Genomic DNA, 21,637 nt, shown 5'->3' with positions numbered 1-21,637 from the left:
GTATCTCTTCTAGAACAATTGGATATGAGATTCCTCAATACTTCGGAATGACATGCTGTTGACTGTCAGTTGAAATCCCATTTTACGTCATCATACAATCCCCATCTCCATCCTGGAAATCAGGAGTAAAGTTTTCCGGAAGATTTGCAAGAAGCTGATGATGAAAAATATATCTTCTTTCCAGAGGGCGTTCATGTATTTTTGGGAATTTCCCTGAGTCAGCAATTTTTTCATTAAGCCGAGCTTGGTAGCTAGTGAGCGTAATTATTTTGTGGCTGACAATAAAATAGCTTAAAAAATCAACAAACGGCTCAAGATCGGAATGACTGAAAAGATAAGGAATTTTAAGGTGCCCGTCTCGTACAAGCAAAAGAGAGCAGATGCTCAGGCTGTTTTTTTTATCATATATTTTTACCCAGAAATATTTAAACTTATCAGAAAAGCTTGAAAATAAGTAATCTTCATCTTTTTTACCTTCCAATACCCAAGGATTTTCTATACCCCAGTTGATTTCATTTTTGTTACGGTAGCTGTGAAATTGGGTAAGGAATTCAAGACTTCCCGAATCAATTTTATTGAGGACTTCAAATTTAAATTTAGGTTTAGAAATAAAGCAGTTTTTGACCTCAATGGCTGTATTCAGAATACTGTCGGTAATCTCTAAGGCTGGTCTTAATGTTTTTGTATTCGGTTTTTTGAGAGGAAGAATATGAGCTAAATCTGTCCTGAAATAATATCTTTTCCCTCTTTTTGGCTCCAGATAACGGAAGACTCCCGTTTTTTTGTAAAGTCCTTCTGCTTCAGGAGTAAATTCTGTAACGGCAATATTCCCGTTGTAGACTTCAAATACTTTATTTAATAAAGTCTGGGCTATTCTTTTGCCGCGGAACTTATTACTGATGTATAATGTACTTAGCCATGCATACCTGAAAATTTGACTACTGCTTTTGAAATAATCCGGCAGACATCCGATGTATCCGGCTAGCTCATCATCATCAAAAGCAAGAATTAGTAATATCTGATCTTCGTCAGCTTTAGGATTTTGAATGTGGGATAGGGCCCTGTGTTCAGTAACAGGTAGAAAATCATGTTTGCGAAAATCACCGGACGATACCAGTTCCCGGAGTTCTCTTTTGTTATATGTTTTTAAATGAATCATTTTCTGATTATCATGTTTTTATGAACCGTTTTTTTTAGCCGGAAGTAGATAAGCTCTCTTTTAATGATCTTTTCAGCATTTTCTCCTGTTTCCATGGTAATTCTCTGAAAGTTGTTTTTTACACTGTCCAGTTTTATTCCGGCACTGCCGAAGCTGTAGAGGATATCGGGATGAGTGAACAGTTCGTCAAAAAATGTTTTAGAGACTCCAAAATCAGTGAAAGGAAATGCAAAGGCTTCTGATAAAAAGTCATGTTTTTTTAAATATTCATAGCTTTTAAAAGTGGTTTCCAGCTGTTCCTTCAATGAAAGCTCATGGTACAACGGATGATCCCAGCTGTGAGAGGAGATCCCGAATCCTTTATCCTTTAACTTATTAAGCTGTGTGAATGTCATATAAGGCTTTTGTTCAGACAGATAGGTTGTGAAGTTTAGATTAATAATATCGGCAATACGGTCTAAAATCTCCTTTTGAGTATAATTAATCTGCAAAATTCTCTGCTGAATAATTTCAGTGGACGAATTACTTATACCCAGTGCAGCTTCTATATCACGCTGGTTATTTTGAAGCTGTTTTTCCTGATTGGCTATCAGGCTGGCTTTGCATCGGAACATCAATTCCCGGTTATCAACAAAAGCAGGATTGATAAAATTAATCGCATAAATACCTTTTCTTTCCAGTATAGGAGCTGCAATGTCATAAAATTCCCTCAATCCGTCATCAAAGGTTAATAAGGCTATCTTTTTCTTTGGCCGTATGCTTCCTGCCGTATATGCTTTAAACCCATCCCAGTCCACGAACTGAAAATGCCGGGCTATATAATCCAGGTCCTTTTCGAACTGCCCGGGACTTTTATAGTGAATGATCTTATTGAGATGATGCAGCTGATCACCGGAAACACAATGATATACCGGAAGGCAATAATCCAGGGGAAAAGATTTTCCGACATCATCTTTCTCAAAACCGGCCAGTATATTTAAAAGCGTATTTCTGATCATTTATTTATTGAAAATTCCCATTCCTTGAAACGATGGTTTATGGATTGGTATTAAAAAAAGAATCTATTTAAATTGAATAACAAATTTAAATAGATTCTCAATATATCAATAAAGAAAGTTACTTTATCACCTTCATTTCATCAATAAGCCATTTGGAGTCGGCGAATTTATCAATGATGAAAAGAATGTATTTGGTATCCACCATAATATTCCGGCTGAAACGTGGGTCGTAATTAATATCACTCATGGTTCCTTCCCACTGTCTGTCGAAATTAAGGCCTACCAGGTTTCCGTAAGCATCCAGAGCTGGACTTCCGGAATTTCCTCCTGTAGTATGGTTGGTTGCCGTGAAACCTACGGGAACATCTCCTGTTTTATCTTTATAAATACCGTAGTCTTTTTTGTTGTATAAATCGATCAGCTTTTTAGGAACATCAAATTCATAATCTCCGGGAATGTATTTTTCGATGACACCGGCTAGGTGAGTCTGATAGCTGTAAGAAACGGCATCTCTCGGACTGGAACCTTTTACTTTACCATAGGTTACACGAAGAGTGGAATTGGCATCCGGGAAGAATTTACGCCCTTTATCCGTAGCCATCTGCTGGGCCATATATTTCTTCTGTAAAGCATCAATTTTTTGCTGTAAAGAAGTGAACTGAGGATCTGCCGTTTTCATATACGTGTCTCTCATAGATACAAATAACTGATAAACAGGATCTTTTTTCAGTGTTTTAATAAGTTTGTCCTGGTTGGAGAATGCTTTGTCGATATCCGAACTTAAAGAAGCTCCATTTACAGATGATCTGCCGGTAATGACCGAATTTTTAGACATGTCTTCAATGGAGCTCATATTTTGAGCTTCATTTTTATATTTGTCAAATCCTGAAGGTAAAAACTGAGGAGCGGTTTTATTAGCGTAAAGTGCCAGTAATTTAGCAGTTACCTGTGCATCCAGTTCCGGGCTGTAATTTTTATAGAAAGAAGATAATCTGTTTTTAAAGCTGGTCAGGTTTTTTTCATCCATTCTCCCGGCTTCCACAGCAGAGATATAGTTGAAATAAAGATTGGCCAGTGTTAATGTCTCGGCATTTCTGATCACTTCGGAATAATAGGCATTATTTAAAGCATAGGGAGCCTGGTCATTGTAGAGCTTATTGAGCTGGTCGATGGACGATTTGATCTCATGATTTTTGGAAACCAAAGAGCCTTCGTACATTACTTTTTTCTCAACAGCGTTGGATTTTTTTAACCCTTCCACTTCGCCGATCCATTTTTTCCAGTAGTTGGCTACGGAAGCATATTTGGAAGCATATTTAATACGAGTGGCATCATCAGCGCGCATTTTCTCATCCAATGTTTTTAATGCTACCTCACGTACTGAAATCCTGGCGGGATCAATCTCTTTCATGATTTTTTCCACGGCAATCGCAGGAAGGTATTCTGTGGTTCTTCCCGGAAACCCGAAGACAAAAGTGAAATCATTTTCATTTTTATCCTTAATGGATACCGGCAGATAATGTTTAGGAACGTAAGGTACATTATCTTTGGAGTATTCCGCAGGTTTGTTGTTTTTATCGGCATATATCCTGAACATGGAAAAATCTCCGGTATGTCTAGGCCAAACCCAGTTGTCCGTATCACTTCCGAATTTCCCGATGCTTTGAGGCGGAGCTCCTACCAGACGGATGTCTTTATAAGTTTCAATGGTAAAAGCATAATATTTATTTCCATAATACATAGGCTTTACGGAAATGGTCTGGTAAGATTCGGTTTTCTGCGAGTTTTTGTAAACTTCGATATTATTATCTATTTTTTTGGAAAGAGCCGGCTCTTCAAGATTGTCCGTACCTTCTAAAATTTGTTGGGTAACTTCTTTTATATCTACAATAAAATCTACCGTTACGCCGGGATTAGGAAGTTCCTGTCCCATATTTTTTGCCCAGAATCCATTCGATAAAAGGTCATTTTCCACTGTAGAATGAGCCTGTATATTACCGTATCCGCAGTGGTGGTTGGTTAATAACAGCCCTTTAGGCGAGATGATTTCGGCGGTGCATCCTCCGTTGAATTGTACTACAGCATCTTTAATACTTGGTTTTTGTGGGTTAAAAATATCTTTGGCAGAGATTTTCATTCCCAAATCCTTCATTTCCTTTTCATTCAGTTCTGTTGGAATCCACATTCCTCCATATTGCTGTGCAAAAGCCATGGCTGCTGGCAAAAGAAATACAGATAAAAGTATCTTTTTCGTCATGATCAAAATTTTGCCCCAAGTTACAAAGAAAAATAGGATTAAGAGTTACGATAATTAAGGGAAAATTCAATTATATGGTTATGGTTATAAACTTAGTGTAAGCTGTTGGAGATATTGTAATATTTTGTATTTTAGACATTGTAATTAATCTATTCAACTTAAAAATCATATTTATGAAAAACAAGACATTATTACTGGGAGCTGTGGCTGTTATTTTTTTAGCATCATGCTCTAAAAAGGAAACTCCCTCAGAACCTGTAGCAGGACCTTTAGTAGACTCTACGGCAATTCAGGCACCTGTTGATTCGGCAACTACTGCCGCACCTGCATCCGATGCAGCACATACTTCCCAAAACTCATTAGATTGGAACGGAACTTATGAAGCTACTGTTCCTTGTGCTGACTGCCCTGGAATTAAAACTTCTCTTACTCTAAACAAAGACAATACCTTCACCATTACGGAAGAGTATATGGATAAGAAAATGAAGAGCAGTGATAGCGGAACTTTTGAATGGGACTCAACCGGTAATATGATCACTCTGAATGGCAAAACTTCCAGATATAAATATAAAGTAGGAGAGAATAAGCTTACTCAATTGGATCTTGAAGGAAAAGAAATAGACGGACCGAACAAGGATCTGTATGTTTTCAAGAAAAAATAAAGGCCCAGGCCTTTATTTTTTTGCCTAAAATTGATAAGCTATAATTTTATCATCATTTCTCAGCTGTCTGAGTAAATTCTCATGATTCTGACTTTTTCCCGTTAATATCCAGGTTGTTGCAATATTTCCTGTCGCATATTGCTGTTTTGAAAGAAGAAATTTCAAATTGTTTTTTCTGAAAATCTCTTCACAGTGCTGGAGATCTTCCTGCTGGGCAACTCCGATTTTATATTCCCGGATTTTATGCCTTCTGTCAATGAATTTTTCAAAATAAGTAAGGGAGCTTAGTACAAGCAATACTAAAACAGTTCCCAAAAGAGATAAAAAAACATACCCTGAGCCTATGGCCATCCCGATAGAAGCAGTTGCCCAGATCGTAGTAGCCGTAGTGATTCCATCAATTTTATTATCGCCTTTAAATATTACCCCTGCACCCAGAAAGCCTATTCCTGTAATGATATTGGCTGCTATACGGTCCTGACTTCCAACCCCTATTTTAATGGATAAGATGGTAAACAGGCATGAGCCGAAACATACCAGGATAAAGGTACGTAAGCCCGCCGATTTGTTTCTGTATTCCCTTTCGGCCCCAATTAAAAGGCCGAGAAGAACGGAAATAAATATCAGCAGCAATTCATTCTGAATAAAGGAATGATCCTGTAAAAATTCCATCTACATAATTTTAATTAAAAATAAAATTACAATAAAATTTTTACAGGATCACAAATAATATATGATAAACAATGAATATTTATTGTTTTTCTATAAGGTCTAAAAACTGCTGCTCATCAAGTATTTCAATGGTTCCGATATCCTGGGCTTTTTTCAGTTTACTTCCTGCTTTTTCCCCCACAACCAGGAAATTAAGATTTTTAGAAACTGCCGAGATATTCTTTCCGCCATGTTTTTCTACCATTTCTTCAGCCTGCTCACGGGTGAAAAGGGAGAGCTTTCCGGTGAAAAGAAAAGTTTTTCCATCCAATACATTCGAAAGTACTTCATTGGTGCTTTCCCCTTTTTCCAGCTGCACGCCATAGGACTTCAGACGTTCGAGCATCAGGATATTTTCTGAATTATTGAAAAAATCCACAATACTGTACGCGATCTTGGTTCCGATATCTTCTACCTGGCAAAGCTCTTCCACAGTAGCGGCTTTCAGCTCTTCAATAGTAGGAAAGTTTTTCACCAGTTTTTTGGCAACCGTCTCACCCACATGCTTGATCCCGATCCCGTATAAAACTTTTTCAAAAGGAATATTTTTAGATTTTTCAATTCCGTCGAGGATATTCTGGGCTGATTTTTCTGCCATCCTTTCTAATGGTAGAAGCTGTTCCTTTGTCAATACATAAAAATCGGCAGCATTTTCAATCAGTCTTTCCCGGTAAAGCTGTTCAATAGTCTCACTTCCGAGGTTTTCTATATTCAAAGCTTTTCGCGAAACATAATGAATCATCCGGCCTACCACCTGTGGAGGGCAGTGAAGCTCGTTGGGACAGAAGTGGATAGCCTGGTCTTCTACTTTGATGAGTTCGGTTCCACATTCCGGACAGTGTTTGATGTATTGTATTTCAGGGTTTTCAAGAGCTCTTTTATCGGTATTGACCCCTACTATTTTAGGAATAATTTCACCTCCTTTTTCCACATAGACAAAGTCATGCTCATGGAGTCCTAATTTCTTAATAATATCTTCATTATGCAGGGAAGCACGCTTAACGATGGTTCCGGCAAGAAGTACGGGTTTAAGATTAGCTACCGGCGTAATGGCACCAGTTCTCCCTACCTGATAAGAAACGCTCAGTAATTCGGTTTCTACTTTTTCCGCTTTAAATTTGTAAGCCATCGCCCAACGTGGAGATTTGGCTGTATAGCCCAGCTGTCTTTGCTGTTTTAAGGAATTAACCTTTAAAACAATACCATCGATTTCAAATGGAAGCTGGTGTCTTTCTTCATCCCAGAAGCTGATAAATTCTTTTACTTCTGCAAGTGTTTTGCACAGCTTGGCCTGCTGAGAGGTTTTGAAGCCCCAGATTTTTGCTTTTTCAAGCAGTTCCCAATGCGTTTCCGCCGGAGTTTCTTCAGAAACATATTGATATAAAACGGAAGATAATCCTCTTTTTCTTACTTCGCCGCTGTCCTGCATTTTTAAACTTCCGCTTGCAGTATTCCTCGGGTTCATAAAAGGGTCTAAGCCTTCTTCTTCCCTCAGCTTATTGATCTTGTCAAAATTTTTGCGGGTCAGGTAAATCTCACCGCGCATGAAAAAATGAGGAGGATAATCGCCTTTTAAGGTTAAAGGAATATCTGAAATTGTGCGGACATTTGAAGTGATTTCATCCCCCTGGAATCCGTCTCCACGGGTAACTGCCTGGGTTAATTTGCCGTTTTCATACAGAATGGAAATGGAGGCTCCGTCATATTTCAGCTCCGCAACAAATTCCACAGGTTCATCAATAGTTTTGATAATTCTTTTCTCCCAGTCTTCCAGATCATCAAAGTCATAGGAATTATCCAGGGAGTACATTCTGAACTTATGCTGAATGGTAGGGAAATTTTTAGTAATTCCGCCTCCTACCCGTACAGTGGGTGAATTTTCGTCGTAAAACTCGGGGTACTGTGCTTCCAGTTCCTGAAGTTCCTTTAATTTAAAATCAAACTCCAGGTCGGAAATAGTAGGCTCATCAAGCTGATAATAATTATAATTATGCTGATGCAGTTCCTCTCTTAGTTTTTCTATCTTCTGTTGAATATTATCTGGCATTGATATTCTTTATTTTGACAAAAATAATTAAAGTATTAAGATTTAAAAAGAAATAAGCTTACTAAATATTACGTAAGGTTAACAATAGGTAATATTATTTAAATTACTGATTGTGTATTGATTACAAGTTTTTGTTTAAAATTATTTAACATTTTGTTGTTATTTAATTGAAAAAACGTTAAGAATTTCTTAAATACTTAAGCAGTAAAGACCTGATACATTTGCACCTATCTAAATTGAAGAGATGATAAAAGTAAAGATTGTACTAGGTTTATTATTCTTAGGGCTTGGAACCATAGCTTATGGCCAGACTACCCAGGCATCTATTATAGGAAAAGTAACGGGAAACAGCAATGCTCCCCAGGAGAAAGTGAAAGTTACTATCGTGAATGAATCCACCGGTTTTAAAACAGAGACGGAAACCAATTCGAAAGGAGAATATATTTTTAAGGAAATTCCGTTGGGAGGACCTTATACGGTTATAATCAACGATGAGAAAAAGGGAGGATATAACGTTAATTTTGGAGATCAGGTTACCGTTAATATGAATCTTGGAGGGAGTAAGGAAAAACTGATTGAAGGGGTAGTGGTCAACGGAAGCCTGAAGAATAAAATCGGAAATCTTGGAGCCGCAACAGCTATTTCAGCAAAAAATATTGGAATTTTACCCGTTAACGGCAGGAACTTCACCAACCTCACAGAACTGTCTCCTTTAAGTGGAAAGGGGGGGAACCTATCTGGGCAATTAGGCTCTTCTACTAATTTTACTATTGATGGAATGACGGCTAAAAACCCTACATCAGCAGGGTCTACTACCAGCCGTAGTGGAGCTCCTTATTCCATTTCCATTGAGGCGGTCCGCGAATTTAAAATTACAACCAATCAATACGATGTTACTTTAGGACGGAGTGGAGGGGGAACCGTAAGTGCAGTAACAAAATCAGGAACCAATCAGTTTACCGGCAGTGTCTTTGAATACCTCAGAACCGGATGGCTGTCCAGTAAATATGATATCCGCGGTAATAAAAGGGTCAATGATTTCTCCACCTCACAATTTGGTTTCTCATTAGGCGGTCCGATTATTAAAAATAAATTACACTTTTTTGCTGCATGGGATCATCAGTTGGATTCCCGTCCATTGATCATTGCGGATGTGCAGACAAGGGAAGATGCTTTACGGTTTAATGTGACCAATGAAACGCTTAATCAGGTGCTGGATATTGCCAGGGCGAAATATGGAGTAGGAAATACACCACAGTTCGGAACTTTTGATAAGGTAAGAAATTCGGATGCGGGATTTTTACGTCTGGACTGGCAGATCAATCCTAAAAACTTATTGACCTTAAGGAATAATTTTACGTATGACATAAATAAGAACGGTCTCGTAGATAATACGGCGATCAATTTCTTTGAATCCTACGGAAATGACAAGAACCTCGATAACAGCTTATTATTAACATTAAGATCTAATCTTAAACCTAATCTTACCAACGAATTAAAAGTACAGTATCTATACACGTTCCAGGACAGCTATCAGAACAGTGAGCTTGGAAAGCCTGTTCCCAGAGCTATTGTAGAACGTGTGCCTTCTTCAATAGATGGAAATAACCTGGCTACCAATATTCAGATCGGAGGACATCGTTTTGCTCAGGAAAGCTTTAGAAACAATGTATTTCAGATTGTGAACAATCTTTACTACAATACGGATAAAATTAAATATACCTATGGGGCCGATCTCATGTATACTACATCCAAATCAGTATACGGAAGTGAAGTGAACGGAAGATTTCAATTTTTAGGAATTGATAATTTTAATAATCTCACGCCTTACCGGTTCTATCGGGAAGTTCCTTTGGTGGATGATCCTTCCGTGCGATCCAACATCTGGAATATCGGAATTTACGGACAAATGCAGGCTAAAATTGCCAGAGGTCTTGATTTAATGGCGGGCTTAAGATTGGATTACGGAGGTTATCCGAAAGCGGAGTTCAATCAGAAGCTTTACGATGAAATGGGAATCAGGACGGACAACCGTATTAAATCATTTGTGGTACAGCCGAGGTTCCAGTTTGACTGGAATATCAATGAAGGAAATAAAGACTTCCTGAAGTTTGGAGCAGGAATCTTCTCATCGGATATCAATAATTATATGGTTATCAATAATCTGGTTTTTGATGGGAAGCACCTGGCTACGGTGGATGTGAATCCTACCGCTATTGGACTTACGCCGGATTTTGTAGGTTACAGAAATGATTACGGTTCGGTTCCTACACTTTCCCAATATCAGCTACCAACGATTAATTACACCGGAGAAGATGCAAAAATACCGATTGTTTATAAAGCGAATATATCCTATACGCATTTCTTTAATGAAAGGTTCAGAGCAGGAATTGCAGGATATATGGCATTAGGAAGGAATAATTATTTCTATTATGACAGGAATATGGTTTCCAGTCCGTATTTTACACTGGATAATGAAGGCGGAAGAGGAGTTTTTGTTCCTGCTTCTACGATCAATGCCAATGGTACGCTGGATTGGAAGGCAGGAAGAATTAATCCTAATTTCGGAAGAGTTCTCGAGCTGGTAAGTGACGGAAAAGTCAATCAGTTCTCATTTGTACTTGATACAAGTTACAGATATTATAAAGACGGGGAAATTACAGCAAGTTATACGTGGTCCGATATTAAGGATAATACTTCTTACAACGGTAATGTGGCAAATTCAGCGACATTATCCACGATGGTACAAAGTGATCCGAGAAACTTGAGAATGACCTATTCGGACAACCAGTTCCGTAATAAAGTTGTACTCTATGGAAATTCACCTACGTTTGCCGGATTTACCGTGGGGATAAGGTATTCAGGGATCGGAGGAACCCGTTTCTCAGTGCTGGCAGGAGGAAATATCAATGGTGACTTTGTAGATTCCAATGACCTGGCTTATATTTTTCCGAACCTTACACAATCATTATTAAGCGATCCGGAAGTAGGAAAAGCTTTGAAAAACTATATCACTGATTATAATAATCAAATTGCTGAACGTAACGGCGGTAAAAACGGTTTCTATGGAGTTTGGGATGTGCGTGTGGCCAAAAAGCTAAAATTTGAAAAGGTCGGAGCCTTTGAAATTTCACTGGATATCTTCAATGTAGCCAATATGCTGAATAAAAAATGGGGAGTGAATAAATCTTACGGTAATATGTCTTTATACAGGATTACAGGCTTTAATGCAGAGACTAAGCAGTTTGAATATGCTAAAAATACAAGCGGATTGGAACCTTTATCAGGAAACCCGTTCCAGGTTCAGCTTGGAGCTAAATATACTTTCTAAATTAATATTATTCTTATGTAGAAGTCTTTATTTACTTTTACATTTATAAATATCTTAAACTATATGAAAAATCTTATCTTTGGGTTAGCAATTGTAAGTACAGTAGTAATGAAAGCGCAAACCCAGATCATTGCCCACAGAGGATATTGGCAGACTCAGCCTGCTACTACGGAGAATTCAGTAAAAGCATTGGAAAATGCCCAGAAATTAAAGATATACGGGTCGGAGTTTGATGTAAGAATGACCAAAGACGGTGTGCTTGTTATCAATCACGATGAGCATCACGGTAAAATGGAAATTTCTGAAACCAATTTCAAAGATCTGGAAAAACTTAAATTATCCAACGGAGAAAACTTTCCTACGCTGAAAGATTATTTGAAACAGGGTAAAAAAGATCCTTCTCTTAAATTAATCGTGGAAATAAAACCGATTGATTCCCCGGAGAAAGAAAATGAAATTGTTCAGAAGACCATCAAAATGATAAAGGATATGAAGCTGGAGTCCCAAAGTGAATTCATTTCCTTCAGTCTCAATATATGCAAAGAAATAAAGAGACTGGAGCCTTCATTTAAAGTTCAGTATCTGAATGGTGAGCTTTCACCCGAACAGATCAAAAAAGAAGGTCTTGACGGTCTGGATTATCATTACAGCATATTTGAAAAGAATCCTACATGGATTGCCGAAGCAAAGGCGTTAGGGCTCATTACCAATTCATGGACCGTAAATGATGCTGAGGTTTTTAACCAGTTAAAAAATCAGGGAATAGGATTTATTACCACGAATATTCCGGATCAGCTTAAAAAATAAAAAGTAGCTTTTACCTATTTTATAGCCATATCATCGATATGGCTTTTTTTATGGCTAAAATGCGGCAAGTTTTGGAGTCGTTTTTTTATTCAAACCCGGGTGAAAAGGGCAAAATAATCAAGTGTTAATAATTCTTAAACTCTTAATATTATGTTAATCATAGCATTGTGTGTTTCATTTAATTATAATTAATATATGGTTTAATTTTTATTTAATAAATGTTAAAATTTTATTAATCCGTTAACTATAGGGTGTTTTTAATTTTGCGCAAACAAAAAAGGATATGCGAAAAGAGAAACAAAAGCTATTGCTGTTGACACTGTTAGGATTAGTAAGTGTCAATGTAGTGGCTCAGCAAAAATCAAAAAAAGACACTATTAAAAACATTGATGAAGTGGTAGTGACTGCCCTTGGTATTAAAAGGCAGGATAAAGCTTTGGGGTATGTCGCGGAAAAAGTAAATGCAGAGACATTTGAGGAAACCCAGAATAATAACTGGGCGCAGTCAATGGAAGGAAAGGTGGCCGGCCTTAAAGTTCAGACTGCCGGGGCCGGTCCCTTGGGAACTTCCAGAATTACCCTGAGGGGGGAAAAGTCCATTATGATGGATAACAACTATGCGCTGATCGTAGTGGATGGTGTTCCTTTGAGTAATTCCACCACAGGTACAGGTACTGCGGCTTATGGAGCGGGTTCCGGTGGAGATGTTCCTGTAGATTTAGGAAATGGGCTCAACAGCATAAATCCTGATGATATTGAGTCGGTAACGGTTTTAAAAGGAGCTTCCGCAGCGGCACTATACGGATCTCGTGCTGCGAATGGAGCGTTGATGATTACAACAAAGTCCGGAAAAAGCAAAAATGGTAAATTACAAGTCACTCTTAATTCCTATTCCAGTTTTGATACGGTCCTGAAGTGGCCGGACTGGCAATATGAATATGGGCAGGGAACCTTAGCGAAGAACTCAGCAGGAGAATTTTATTACTCTTACGGAGCTTCGGCAGATGGAGTAAGTACAGGAGGCACGAGTAGTGCGTTCGGACCTAAGTTTGACGGGCAATATTATTTTCAATATGATCCCACTGTTCAGGGCCAAAGTTTGGAAAGACAGCTGTGGAGACCTTATAAAGACAATATTAAAGGATTTTGGAGAACGGGTTCCACTTATTCTAACAGTGTTTCGGTAGAGAGTTCCAATGAAAAAACAAGTTTCAGGACATCCCTTACCTATCTTAATAATGAATGGATGATGCCTAATACCGGTTTTGACCGGTTTAACTTTGCAGCATCATTTGCTCACCAGCTTACCCAAAAGTTCAAGATCACCACGAAATTCACCTATAATCAGACAAAAAGTGATAACCTTCCGGCCACCGGATATAACAATCAGTCCATTTCTTACTTCATGATTTTCCAGAATCCTAATGTAGATCTGGCATGGTATCAGCCGATATGGAAAAACGGACAGAATCAGGTAGACCAGATCCATCCCTTCAGTTCTTATATCGATAACCCTTACCTTATTGCTAATGAAATGCTGAATGGTGTGAATAAAAAGATGATCATGGGGAATATCACCGCAGATTATCAGTTCAATAAAAATTTCAGCCTGATGCTGAGATCCGGAATAGAATTTCTTAATGAAAAAAGAACAACCAAAAGACCATGGAGCTCAGCTAACTATCTGAAAGGATATTACAGAGAGCAATACATTACCAACCAGGAATATAATAACGATCTATTATTTACTTATAAGGCCGATTTCAACAAGTTCAATCTTTCCGCTTCTGCCGGGGGAAGTATTCGTTACAATGAATATATTATGAATGATTATCAGGCGGTAGGCCTGAAGACGGCGGGGGAATACAGCCTTGTGAATGCGCTTTCCCTTACTCCTAGAGTACCCGTGCCTAGAGATGAGCAGGTGGATAGTATGTATGGATTGGTGACATTAGGATATGATAACAAAATATTTCTTGATGTAACGGGAAGAAACGACTGGAGTTCAACGCTTCCGAAAGCTAACCGTTCCTTCTTTTATCCTTCCGTAAGTACCAGCTTTATCCTTTCCGATATTTTCGGTATTAAAAACAATACCATGAGCTATTGGAAGCTGAGGGCATCCTGGGCAAAGGTAGGGATAGACGGATCACCATATCAGCTGGATAATTATTACAGTACCAGTGATATTCCCGGAAGTGTGGTTTCTCCCAATATTTACAACAATCCTAATCTTAAACCTGAAAAGAACACCAACATAGAAGGAGGGATGGATTTCGGATTATTTAAAAATAAATTAAACCTTAACCTGACGCTTTACCAGAATATGAGTGAAAACCAGATTATTCCGGTATCACTGCCGTACGAAAGCGGATATTCATCCCGAATCATCAACGCCGGGAAAATCAGGAACAGAGGGGTAGAGCTAAGTGCAGACTGGTCGCCGGTACGTAATAAAAACTTTACGTGGAAAGTCGGAGCCAATTGGTCTACCAATGAAAACAGGGTAATGACGGTACCCGAAGGGTTTGACGGAATCATATCCAATGTAGGAGGAGTAGTCTATTATAAAGCTGTGATGGGCGGATCATTAGGCGATCTTTACGGATTTAAGCTTTTAAGAAATGAAGCGGGACAGGTCATATATGATGAAAACGGATTGCCGGCAAGACCAGCGGAAATTGAAAAAGTAGGAAATGCTTTTCCAAAATGGAGAGCAGGATTACAAAATGATTTCAGGATTAAGAATTTCACCATAAGTTTCTCCTTTGACGGACAATATGGAGGAGTGGCTTACTCTCAGTCCCATCATAAAATGTCTGAGCAGGGAAAACTGAAATCAACGCTTCCGGGAAGAGAAAACGGAGGAATGATCGTAGGGGATGGAGTGGTTTTAAGTGCAGACGGTACCTATGTTCCAAATACCAAGGCAGTAACGGTTTCCTCTTATTATGCAGACTATTACCGAAGGGCCAATGTGGAAACCAACACGTTCAGCACGGACTTTATTAAACTCAGAGATGCCCGGATTGCTTATTCTTTTTCCAAAGAAGTTATCAAGCCTTTAGGACTGGAGGATCTTACCCTGGCTATTTTCGGAAAAAACCTTTGGATGTGGACCAAATTTCCGCTATTCGATCCCGAAGTGGCAACCCTGGATAATGCAACCATTACGCCCGGTGTGGAAATGGGTCAGCTTCCTACCGCAAGGACAGTCGGTTTTCAGCTAAATGTTAAATTTTAATTCTTTAAAAATGAAAAAAACAATTATATATCTTACGCTCCTGGCTTCACTTTTTGTTACCAATTCCTGTGAAAGAAGCTTTGAGGAAATCAATACGGACACGAGTAAAATCATTGACCCGTCTGTCGGAAGTCTCCTGGCTCCGGTACAGTATGAAATGGCAAGCTATGGCTACAACAGAGCAAATGACTTTACCTTTGATATCATGCAGACTGCATTGGATTTTCCCAATGAAGGAAATACTTACAGCAGATATTATCTTACGGAAGGAAGCGGCAGCGGGCTGTGGAATACATCCTACCGGTGGCTGAAACAGATCAATGATCTTAAAAAATATGCAGTAAAAGAACAGAATAATAACTATCTGGCCATATCAATGGTATTAAATGCCTGGATCTATGCCAATCTAACCGATTCATTCGGAGATATTCCTTTTTCCGAAGCGGTTAAAATAGATGAAGGTATTACCACACCTAAATTTGATAAGCAAAAAGATATTTATATCCGGCTTTTAAATGATCTTAAAGAAGCCAACTCCTTATTTGACACCACCAAAACCCTTACCGAAACCGATCTTTTTTATAATGCCAACAGCAGTACGGCAGGTATTGTGTCATGGAAGAAGTTCTGTAATTCATTATCCTTAAGATTACTGACCAGAATCCTGAAAAGAAACGGAGAAGTAAATGTATATGAGAGAATTCAGGAGATCGTTAACGACCCTGCAAAATATCCTCTTTTTCAAAGTAATGATGACAGTGCGGTGTTGCCGCTTTCAGGAGTTTCCCCTTATTTGCCACCAATTGCCAGACCTCAGGATTTTACTTCTTACAGGGCGGCAGGAGAATTTTTCGTAGAAACCATGAAAAATAACAATGACCCGAGAATGAGCTTGTTTTTCACTCAGGCCAAAGACCTGGTAACCAATCAGAACATAGGATATAAAGGTGCGCCTTCAGGATATGCTTTGGGAACGACATTTAATTATCAGCCGTCCAATATGAATCAGAATCTGGCTAAGGCACCCCTGAAAGTACTGATTATGACCTATTCCGAAATTCAGTTCATCCTCGCGGAGCTCGCTTACCGTGGAATTATAGGAGGAAGTGCGCAGACCTATTATGAAGCAGGAGTAAAATCCATCATTGAACAATGGGGAAGTACTGTTCCTTCAGGGTATTTCACCAATCCGAATGTCGCTTACAATAATACGCTGGAAAGAATAATGCTGCAGAAATATGTATCCTTGTTTTTTGTAGACCAGCAGCAATGGTATGAATTCCGGCGTACAGGCTTCCCTGTGTTACCGGATAACGGCGGACTGCTGAATAATGGGCAGATGCCGGTAAGGTTCATGTATCCTACGACTACCAAAGTCATGAATACGGAGAACTACAATGCAGCCGTACAGGCGATGGGAGGAGATAATATCAATGTGAAAATGTGGTGGAATCAGTAAACTTTAAACAATACAACTCATTATAATGAATATAAAATACTTAATGCCGGCTCTGTTAATTTCAGCAATGGCATTCTCTCAGACATCCGTTTCAGGATATGTATTTGAAGACAGCAATAAAAACCAGCAAAAAGAAAACCGTGAAAAAGGGGTGGAAGGAGTAGCCGTATCCAATGGTGTTCAGGTAGTGTTAACAGACAGGAACGGAAGGTACAGCTTACCCGTCCAGGAAAATCAGACCATTTTTGTTATTAAACCTTCCGGATATCAAACTGCTCTTAATGAGAATAATCTTCCCCAGTTTTACCATCATCATAAGCCCAACGGATCCCCTTCGGATTTTAAATATAAAGGAGTGGCTCCTACAGGAGATCTTCCTAAAGAGCTGAACTTCCCATTGTATAAGCAACAGGAAAACAGGAATTTTGATATTCTTGTTTTTGGGGATCCTCAGCCTTATACGGAAAAAGAGCTGGATTACTTTAAAAGAGGAATTGTAAATGAAGTTAAAAATAACAGGAAGAATGCCGTGTTTGGAATCAGTTTAGGGGATTTAGTAGGCGATAATCTGAGTTTACAGAAACCTTATGCAGACGTAATGAAAGCGGTGGGATTGCCTTGGTATAATGTAATGGGAAATCATGATATGAATTATGATGCCAAAGAAGATCAGTTTTCCGATGAAACGTTTGAGTCTAATTTTGGACCTGCCAATTATTCATTTAATTATGGAAATGTACACTTTATTATTTTAGATGATATTCTTTATCCGGACCCTAGAGACGGGAAAGGGTATTGGGGCGGTTTCAGGGAAGATCAGCTGAAGTTTGTGGAAAATGATCTGAAGCTGGTGGATAAAAATAAACTGATCGTCGTTTCATTCCATATTCCTTTAGCGCATCAGAATGAAGATAATTTCAGAAATGTGGACCGTCAGAGGTTGTTTGACTTATTGAATCCGTTTCCTAATGCTTTGTTATTGTCTGCGCATACCCATATCCAGCAACAAATATTTTATGCTAAAAAAGAAGGTTGGAACGGTTCAAAAGATCTGCACGAATATAATGTAGGCACAACGTGTGGAGACTGGTACTCGGGAACACCTGATGAAAGCGGATTACCGACTTCTACGATGAGAGATGGGACATCAAAAGGATATTCTTTCATAAGCTTTACAGATAATCAATATAAAGTAAAATATAAAACGGCAGGAAAGGCTGAGGATTACCAGATTCAGTTATTTGTACCCAAAGTGATCCCTTTCCCTTCCAAAACTTCTGCTAAGATTATGGCTAACTTCTTTATGGGAAGTAAAAAAGATAAAGTAGAATACAGAATCGATAACGGAGACTGGGAGGAAATGCAGTATGATGAAAGCATTGATCCTAATTTTGCCCTGTCGGTTTTCAAATGGGACACCACGCAAAACCTTTTCCCCGGAAGAAGGCCATCCAATCCGGAAAACTCAAAACACATATGGATAGCGGGTTTTCCTAAGAAATTAGCCCAGGGAAAACATACCATAGAAGTAAGAGCTAAAGATATGTATGGGAATGAATTTCAGACTTCTGAAAGCTTTGAAGTAAAGCCCTCTATTCTTATTCCGTAATTTCATTTTTTTTACTATACTTTATCATGAGCCGGCTTTTTAAAGTCGGCTTTATGGTTATTTAACAGATAATTGTAGCGGTTTTAAAAAGAAGGTTTTGTAAATTTGTGCTAAAGTATAATATAATGAATATTACAGGAAAAAATGCAATTATAACCGGCGGAGGAAGAGGACTTGGTAAAGCGGTTGCTCTGGCTCTTGCTCATGAAGGAGTAAACATCGGAATTACCGGAAGAAATGAAGAAAACCTGAAAAATACGGTGGAAGAATTAAAAAAAACCGGTGTACAGGCTGCTTATGCTGTTTTCAGTGTAGATCACGAATCTGAAGTTAAGCAAGGGATAGAATCTTTGGCAAAACAACTGGGGGGAATTGATATTTTAATTAATAATGCAGGAATCGGGGATTTCGGAAGCATAGAAGAAATGTCGTCCGAAACTTGGGAGCAGGTGATTAAAACCAATCTTTTCGGAGTGTACTATGCAGCAAAAGCAGTATATCCGTTTTTAAAAGAAAGAGGAGAAGGTGATATTGTAAATGTAGCTTCTACAGCAGGCTTAAAAGGAGGTGGAAATATGTCTGCCTATGCAGCATCCAAAGCAGCGGTTATCTCTTTATCTCAATCGATGATGGCAGAATGGAGAAAGCAGAATATACGTGTGATCACCCTTACACCGAGTACGATTGCTTCGGATATGAGCATTCAGGGTGGCTTAACGGACGGAAATCCTGAAAAAGTGCTTCAGCCGGAAGATTTTGCGGAATGGGTAAGAGATATTTTAAAAATGAACAGAAGAGCTTTAATTGCTAATGGTTCTATTTTCTCTACGAATCCATAAATGTAAGTTGAAAAAAGATATTTTTAAAACGGGCTTTAGCCCGTTTTTCTTTTTGTAAACAATCTGGCATTCTAATCGTCTGCCAGTTGATACATGTCATTCCGAAGGATTGAGGAATCTCCGACTTTCTCTCTCTATATGCATTTGTTATTTTTCTTTTCCATATTAGTTTATAAAAAGTTATTAGATTATTAGATAAAAAGATTTCTCGCTTCGCTCGAAATGACAAGGTTTTCATCAGCTAAGACAGTTCTTCTATCATCTGCCGGTTGATACATGTCATTCCGAAGCATTGAGGAATCTCTCACTTTTAAAAAGATTTCTCGCTTCGCTCGAAATGACAAGGTTTTCATCAGCTAAGACAGTCGTTCTATCGTCTGCCAGTTGATACATGTCATTCCGAAGAACTGAGGAATCTCCCACTTTCAAAAAGATTTCTCGCTTCGCTCGAAATGACAAGGTTTTTATCAACTAAGACGGTCCTTTTATCGTCTGCCAGTTGATATATGTCATTCCGAAGCATTGAGGAATCTCCATCCTTTAACACCATATTTTAATTTCAATCCTTTTTCTTTTATTACCTTAAATCGGAAAAGTAATTTTATTTTTGTAACCAAATTATTCACATGCAAAATTATTTAGAATTCAATTTTAAGATTTCCCCTCTTCAGCCCTGGAATGAAATTCTGATGGCAGAGCTCATCCAGATTGGGTTTGACAGCTTTACAGAAGAGATCGATGGTATTTTAGGATATATTCAAAAAGATATATTTAATGAAAACGAATTAAAATCACTTTCCATTTTTAACAATGAGAATGTTAAGATTGAATACTCTTTCCAGGAAATGCCCAATATCAACTGGAATGAAGAATGGGAAAAGAATTTTTCACCGATTAATATTGATGATAAAGTCCTGATAAGGGCGGAATTTCATGAATCCGTACCGGGAATGCATGAGATTATTATTCAGCCTAAAATGTCTTTTGGAACCGGGCATCATCCCACTACCCATCTTATGATCCAGCAAATGATGGAGATGGACCTTCACGGAAAGAAAGTACTGGATATGGGATGCGGAACATCCGTTTTGGCTATTTATGCTAAGCAGCAGGGAGCAGGTGATGTAACAGCTATTGATATAGACGAATGGTCGGTAGAAAACTCTAAAGAAAATGCAGTAAGAAACGGGGTAGAACTGCATATAGAATTGGGAACAGCAGAAAACCTGGGAAAAGAAAATTTTGATATTATTTTAGCTAATATCAACCGTAATATCTTAATTTCCGATATTCCCACTTATGTTTCAGTTCTCAATGAAGGAGGGCAGTTGCTGCTTTCCGGATTATGCTTCTTTGATGTAGAAGATATTCTTGAAGTTTGCAGGGAAAATAAACTGGAACTTAAAAAGCAGATTCAGCGTGAAGAATGGGTAAGTCTTTTGCTTGAAAAATAAAAATCTGAAAATATTCCTATGAAATGCCTTTTCACAGTTTTATTCGTATTTGTATTACAAGGGTTTTCCGCGCAGGAGGAGAACATGTATGCCGATGGAGTTTTCCGGTTTGAAGAAAATAAAACCCAGAAAATTTTTACGGATGGAACGAGACTAAGACAAAATCCTGATATCAGCTCTTTGGTTCTGGATTCTTTATCTGCCAATCAGCCGGTTCTTATTCTTAAGCAGGATGAAAATATTTTAAAGCTGGGACAAAGACTTGCTAACTGGTATAAAGTCTCCTATCAAAAAGGAGGTCAGATTTTAGAAGGATATCTGTGGGGAGGAAATCTCTGCATAGGATATAGAAACAAAAACGGATATGATTTTCTTTTCGGACTTTTGAAAACGGTTACTAGAAAAGACAGCAAATTCAATGAAAACTATGAGCAGAATATAGCGGGAATTAAGATGATGGAAGGAAATACGCTTATTGATGAGGTTACCTTTGATACGGGAAGGGGAGAGGAACTGAGCTCTGCTTTATTCACGGTCGAAAGTAATCATAAGCTGCAGAACATTGATTTTACCTTAAAAGCAACTGTTTCCGGGGAAGCTTGCGGTATTGCGTCTTACGATCAGTATGTATTGGTGAAAAATAAGAAGCTAATAAGTCTTCCTCAGCTGATAAATGTTGGGGATGCAGATGTTTTCTATCATAGTGAAGAATATTTGTTTCCCAATGACAAAGGAGGAATTTCCAATGCTTTTATTTTTAAAATGAAAGAAATGGAAAAGGATGAAGATACGGACAGGGAGAAAATCAAGACTTCTTCAAAGGTCTATCTTTGGGATGGAGATTTATTTAAGCTTAAATAAATTCTTTAGTTACCTGTAAACCTGCTTTGCTTAAGAATTTTCAATTAGAACTTTGAAAGAAAATGTTGGAAATTAGTCGGGGCGGCAGGATTCGAACCTGCGACCTCCTGGTCCCAAACCAGGCGCGATGACCGGACTACGCTACGCCCCGAATTATACTAATGATCTCCTTTTCTGAGGATGCAAATATAAAAACTGT

The 21,637-nt window shown here is 38.4% G+C and carries 14 protein-coding genes and 1 tRNA gene; 9 read left to right on the top strand and 6 right to left on the bottom strand.

Features of this window, described 5'->3' with window-relative positions:
- Window positions 1-82: 82 nt before the first annotated feature.
- The 3 genes from ABJ974_RS11960 to ABJ974_RS11950 form a co-directional block, all read right to left on the bottom strand.
- Complete coding sequence (locus ABJ974_RS11960) at window positions 83-1,159, bottom strand: GNAT family N-acetyltransferase (protein WP_419868475.1); 1,077 nt, start codon at window positions 1,157-1,159, stop codon at window positions 83-85.
- Entirely contained in the window at window positions 1,156-2,157 is a 1,002-nt protein-coding gene (locus ABJ974_RS11955; protein ID WP_419868474.1) for a polysaccharide deacetylase family protein, read from the bottom strand. The genes ABJ974_RS11960 and ABJ974_RS11955 overlap by 4 nt, the downstream gene beginning before the upstream one ends.
- Window positions 2,158-2,275: 118 nt before the next feature.
- Window positions 2,276-4,414, bottom strand: a complete 2,139-nt coding sequence (locus ABJ974_RS11950) for a S46 family peptidase (RefSeq protein WP_419868473.1) — start codon at window positions 4,412-4,414, stop codon at window positions 2,276-2,278.
- Between the two features lie 173 nt (window positions 4,415-4,587).
- Here ABJ974_RS11950 and ABJ974_RS11945 point away from each other — a divergent pair, with 173 nt between their 5' ends.
- Window positions 4,588-5,076, top strand: a complete 489-nt coding sequence (locus ABJ974_RS11945) for a copper resistance protein NlpE (RefSeq protein ID WP_419868472.1) — start codon at window positions 4,588-4,590, stop codon at window positions 5,074-5,076.
- Between the two features lie 24 nt (window positions 5,077-5,100).
- Here the strand turns inward: ABJ974_RS11945 and ABJ974_RS11940 are convergent, their stop codons facing one another.
- Both ABJ974_RS11940 and ligA read right to left on the bottom strand, forming a co-directional pair.
- Complete coding sequence (locus ABJ974_RS11940; RefSeq protein WP_419868471.1) at window positions 5,101-5,748, bottom strand: MgtC/SapB family protein; 648 nt, start codon at window positions 5,746-5,748, stop codon at window positions 5,101-5,103.
- Between the two features lie 79 nt (window positions 5,749-5,827).
- On the bottom strand, window positions 5,828-7,834 hold the full coding sequence (ligA, locus tag ABJ974_RS11935) for an NAD-dependent DNA ligase LigA (RefSeq protein WP_419868470.1): 2,007 nt from the start codon (window positions 7,832-7,834) through the stop codon (window positions 5,828-5,830).
- A gap of 244 nt (window positions 7,835-8,078) precedes the next feature.
- Between ligA and ABJ974_RS11930 the strand changes: the two genes are divergently transcribed.
- The 8 genes from ABJ974_RS11930 (at window position 8,079) to ABJ974_RS11895 (ending at window position 21,438) form a co-directional block, all read left to right on the top strand.
- Window positions 8,079-11,165: a TonB-dependent receptor gene (locus ABJ974_RS11930; RefSeq protein ID WP_419868469.1), complete on the top strand. Its 3,087-nt coding sequence runs from the start codon at window positions 8,079-8,081 to the stop codon at window positions 11,163-11,165.
- Window positions 11,166-11,228: 63 nt separating this feature from the next.
- Window positions 11,229-11,972 (top strand): glycerophosphodiester phosphodiesterase family protein, encoded by a 744-nt coding sequence (locus ABJ974_RS11925; RefSeq protein ID WP_419868468.1) that lies wholly within the window; start codon window positions 11,229-11,231, stop codon window positions 11,970-11,972.
- Window positions 11,973-12,255: 283 nt separating this feature from the next.
- Window positions 12,256-15,216 (top strand): SusC/RagA family TonB-linked outer membrane protein, encoded by a 2,961-nt coding sequence (locus ABJ974_RS11920; RefSeq protein WP_419868467.1) that lies wholly within the window; start codon window positions 12,256-12,258, stop codon window positions 15,214-15,216.
- 10 nt (window positions 15,217-15,226) lie between these two features.
- Window positions 15,227-16,675 carry a SusD/RagB family nutrient-binding outer membrane lipoprotein gene (locus tag ABJ974_RS11915; RefSeq protein ID WP_419868466.1) on the top strand — a complete coding sequence of 483 codons (1,449 nt, stop codon included), beginning with the start codon at window positions 15,227-15,229 and terminating at the stop codon, window positions 16,673-16,675.
- A gap of 43 nt (window positions 16,676-16,718) precedes the next feature.
- Window positions 16,719-18,284 (top strand): calcineurin-like phosphoesterase C-terminal domain-containing protein, encoded by a 1,566-nt coding sequence (locus ABJ974_RS11910; RefSeq protein WP_419868465.1) that lies wholly within the window; start codon window positions 16,719-16,721, stop codon window positions 18,282-18,284.
- A 125-nt stretch (window positions 18,285-18,409) separates the two neighbouring features.
- On the top strand, window positions 18,410-19,123 hold the full coding sequence (locus tag ABJ974_RS11905; RefSeq protein ID WP_419868464.1) for a 3-ketoacyl-ACP reductase: 714 nt from the start codon (window positions 18,410-18,412) through the stop codon (window positions 19,121-19,123).
- Window positions 19,124-19,749: 626 nt separating this feature from the next.
- The gene (gene prmA, locus ABJ974_RS11900; RefSeq protein ID WP_419868463.1) at window positions 19,750-20,577 is read left to right on the top strand and encodes a 50S ribosomal protein L11 methyltransferase; all 828 of its coding nucleotides are present in this window, start codon (window positions 19,750-19,752) and stop codon (window positions 20,575-20,577) included.
- 18 nt (window positions 20,578-20,595) lie between these two features.
- Window positions 20,596-21,438 carry an SH3 domain-containing protein gene (locus ABJ974_RS11895; RefSeq protein ID WP_419868462.1) on the top strand — a complete coding sequence of 281 codons (843 nt, stop codon included), beginning with the start codon at window positions 20,596-20,598 and terminating at the stop codon, window positions 21,436-21,438.
- A gap of 76 nt (window positions 21,439-21,514) precedes the next feature.
- Here the strand turns inward: ABJ974_RS11895 and ABJ974_RS11890 are convergent.
- Window positions 21,515-21,589: transfer RNA gene (locus ABJ974_RS11890), tRNA-Pro, on the bottom strand.
- Between the last annotated feature and the right edge of the window lie 48 nt (window positions 21,590-21,637).

It is taken from the genome of Chryseobacterium sp. CT-SW4, assembly GCF_048572715.1.
In the GTDB taxonomy this organism is placed as follows: domain Bacteria; phylum Bacteroidota; class Bacteroidia; order Flavobacteriales; family Weeksellaceae; genus Chryseobacterium.
This window is presented reverse-complemented; position numbering and strand designations above follow the sequence as displayed.

Excerpts from the sequence above, each read along its gene's own strand:
- ABJ974_RS11895 (WP_419868462.1), top strand. The coding sequence starts at position 20,596 with ATGAAATGCCTTTTCACAGTTTTATTCGTATTTGTATTACAAGGGTTT.
- ABJ974_RS11930 (WP_419868469.1), top strand. The coding sequence starts at position 8,079 with ATGATAAAAGTAAAGATTGTACTAGGTTTATTATTCTTAGGGCTTGGA.
- ligA (WP_419868470.1), bottom strand. The coding sequence starts at position 7,834 with ATGCCAGATAATATTCAACAGAAGATAGAAAAACTAAGAGAGGAACTG.
- ABJ974_RS11910 (WP_419868465.1), top strand. The coding sequence starts at position 16,719 with ATGCCGGCTCTGTTAATTTCAGCAATGGCATTCTCTCAGACATCCGTT.
- ABJ974_RS11925 (WP_419868468.1), top strand. The coding sequence starts at position 11,229 with ATGAAAAATCTTATCTTTGGGTTAGCAATTGTAAGTACAGTAGTAATG.
- ABJ974_RS11915 (WP_419868466.1), top strand. The coding sequence starts at position 15,227 with ATGAAAAAAACAATTATATATCTTACGCTCCTGGCTTCACTTTTTGTT.
- ABJ974_RS11920 (WP_419868467.1), top strand. The coding sequence starts at position 12,256 with ATGCGAAAAGAGAAACAAAAGCTATTGCTGTTGACACTGTTAGGATTA.
- prmA (WP_419868463.1), top strand. The coding sequence starts at position 19,750 with ATGCAAAATTATTTAGAATTCAATTTTAAGATTTCCCCTCTTCAGCCC.
- ABJ974_RS11955 (WP_419868474.1), bottom strand. The coding sequence starts at position 2,157 with ATGATCAGAAATACGCTTTTAAATATACTGGCCGGTTTTGAGAAAGAT.
- ABJ974_RS11960 (WP_419868475.1), bottom strand. The coding sequence starts at position 1,159 with ATGATTCATTTAAAAACATATAACAAAAGAGAACTCCGGGAACTGGTA.
- ABJ974_RS11940 (WP_419868471.1), bottom strand. The coding sequence starts at position 5,748 with ATGGAATTTTTACAGGATCATTCCTTTATTCAGAATGAATTGCTGCTG.
- ABJ974_RS11905 (WP_419868464.1), top strand. The coding sequence starts at position 18,410 with ATGAATATTACAGGAAAAAATGCAATTATAACCGGCGGAGGAAGAGGA.
- ABJ974_RS11945 (WP_419868472.1), top strand. The coding sequence starts at position 4,588 with ATGAAAAACAAGACATTATTACTGGGAGCTGTGGCTGTTATTTTTTTA.
- ABJ974_RS11950 (WP_419868473.1), bottom strand. The coding sequence starts at position 4,414 with ATGACGAAAAAGATACTTTTATCTGTATTTCTTTTGCCAGCAGCCATG.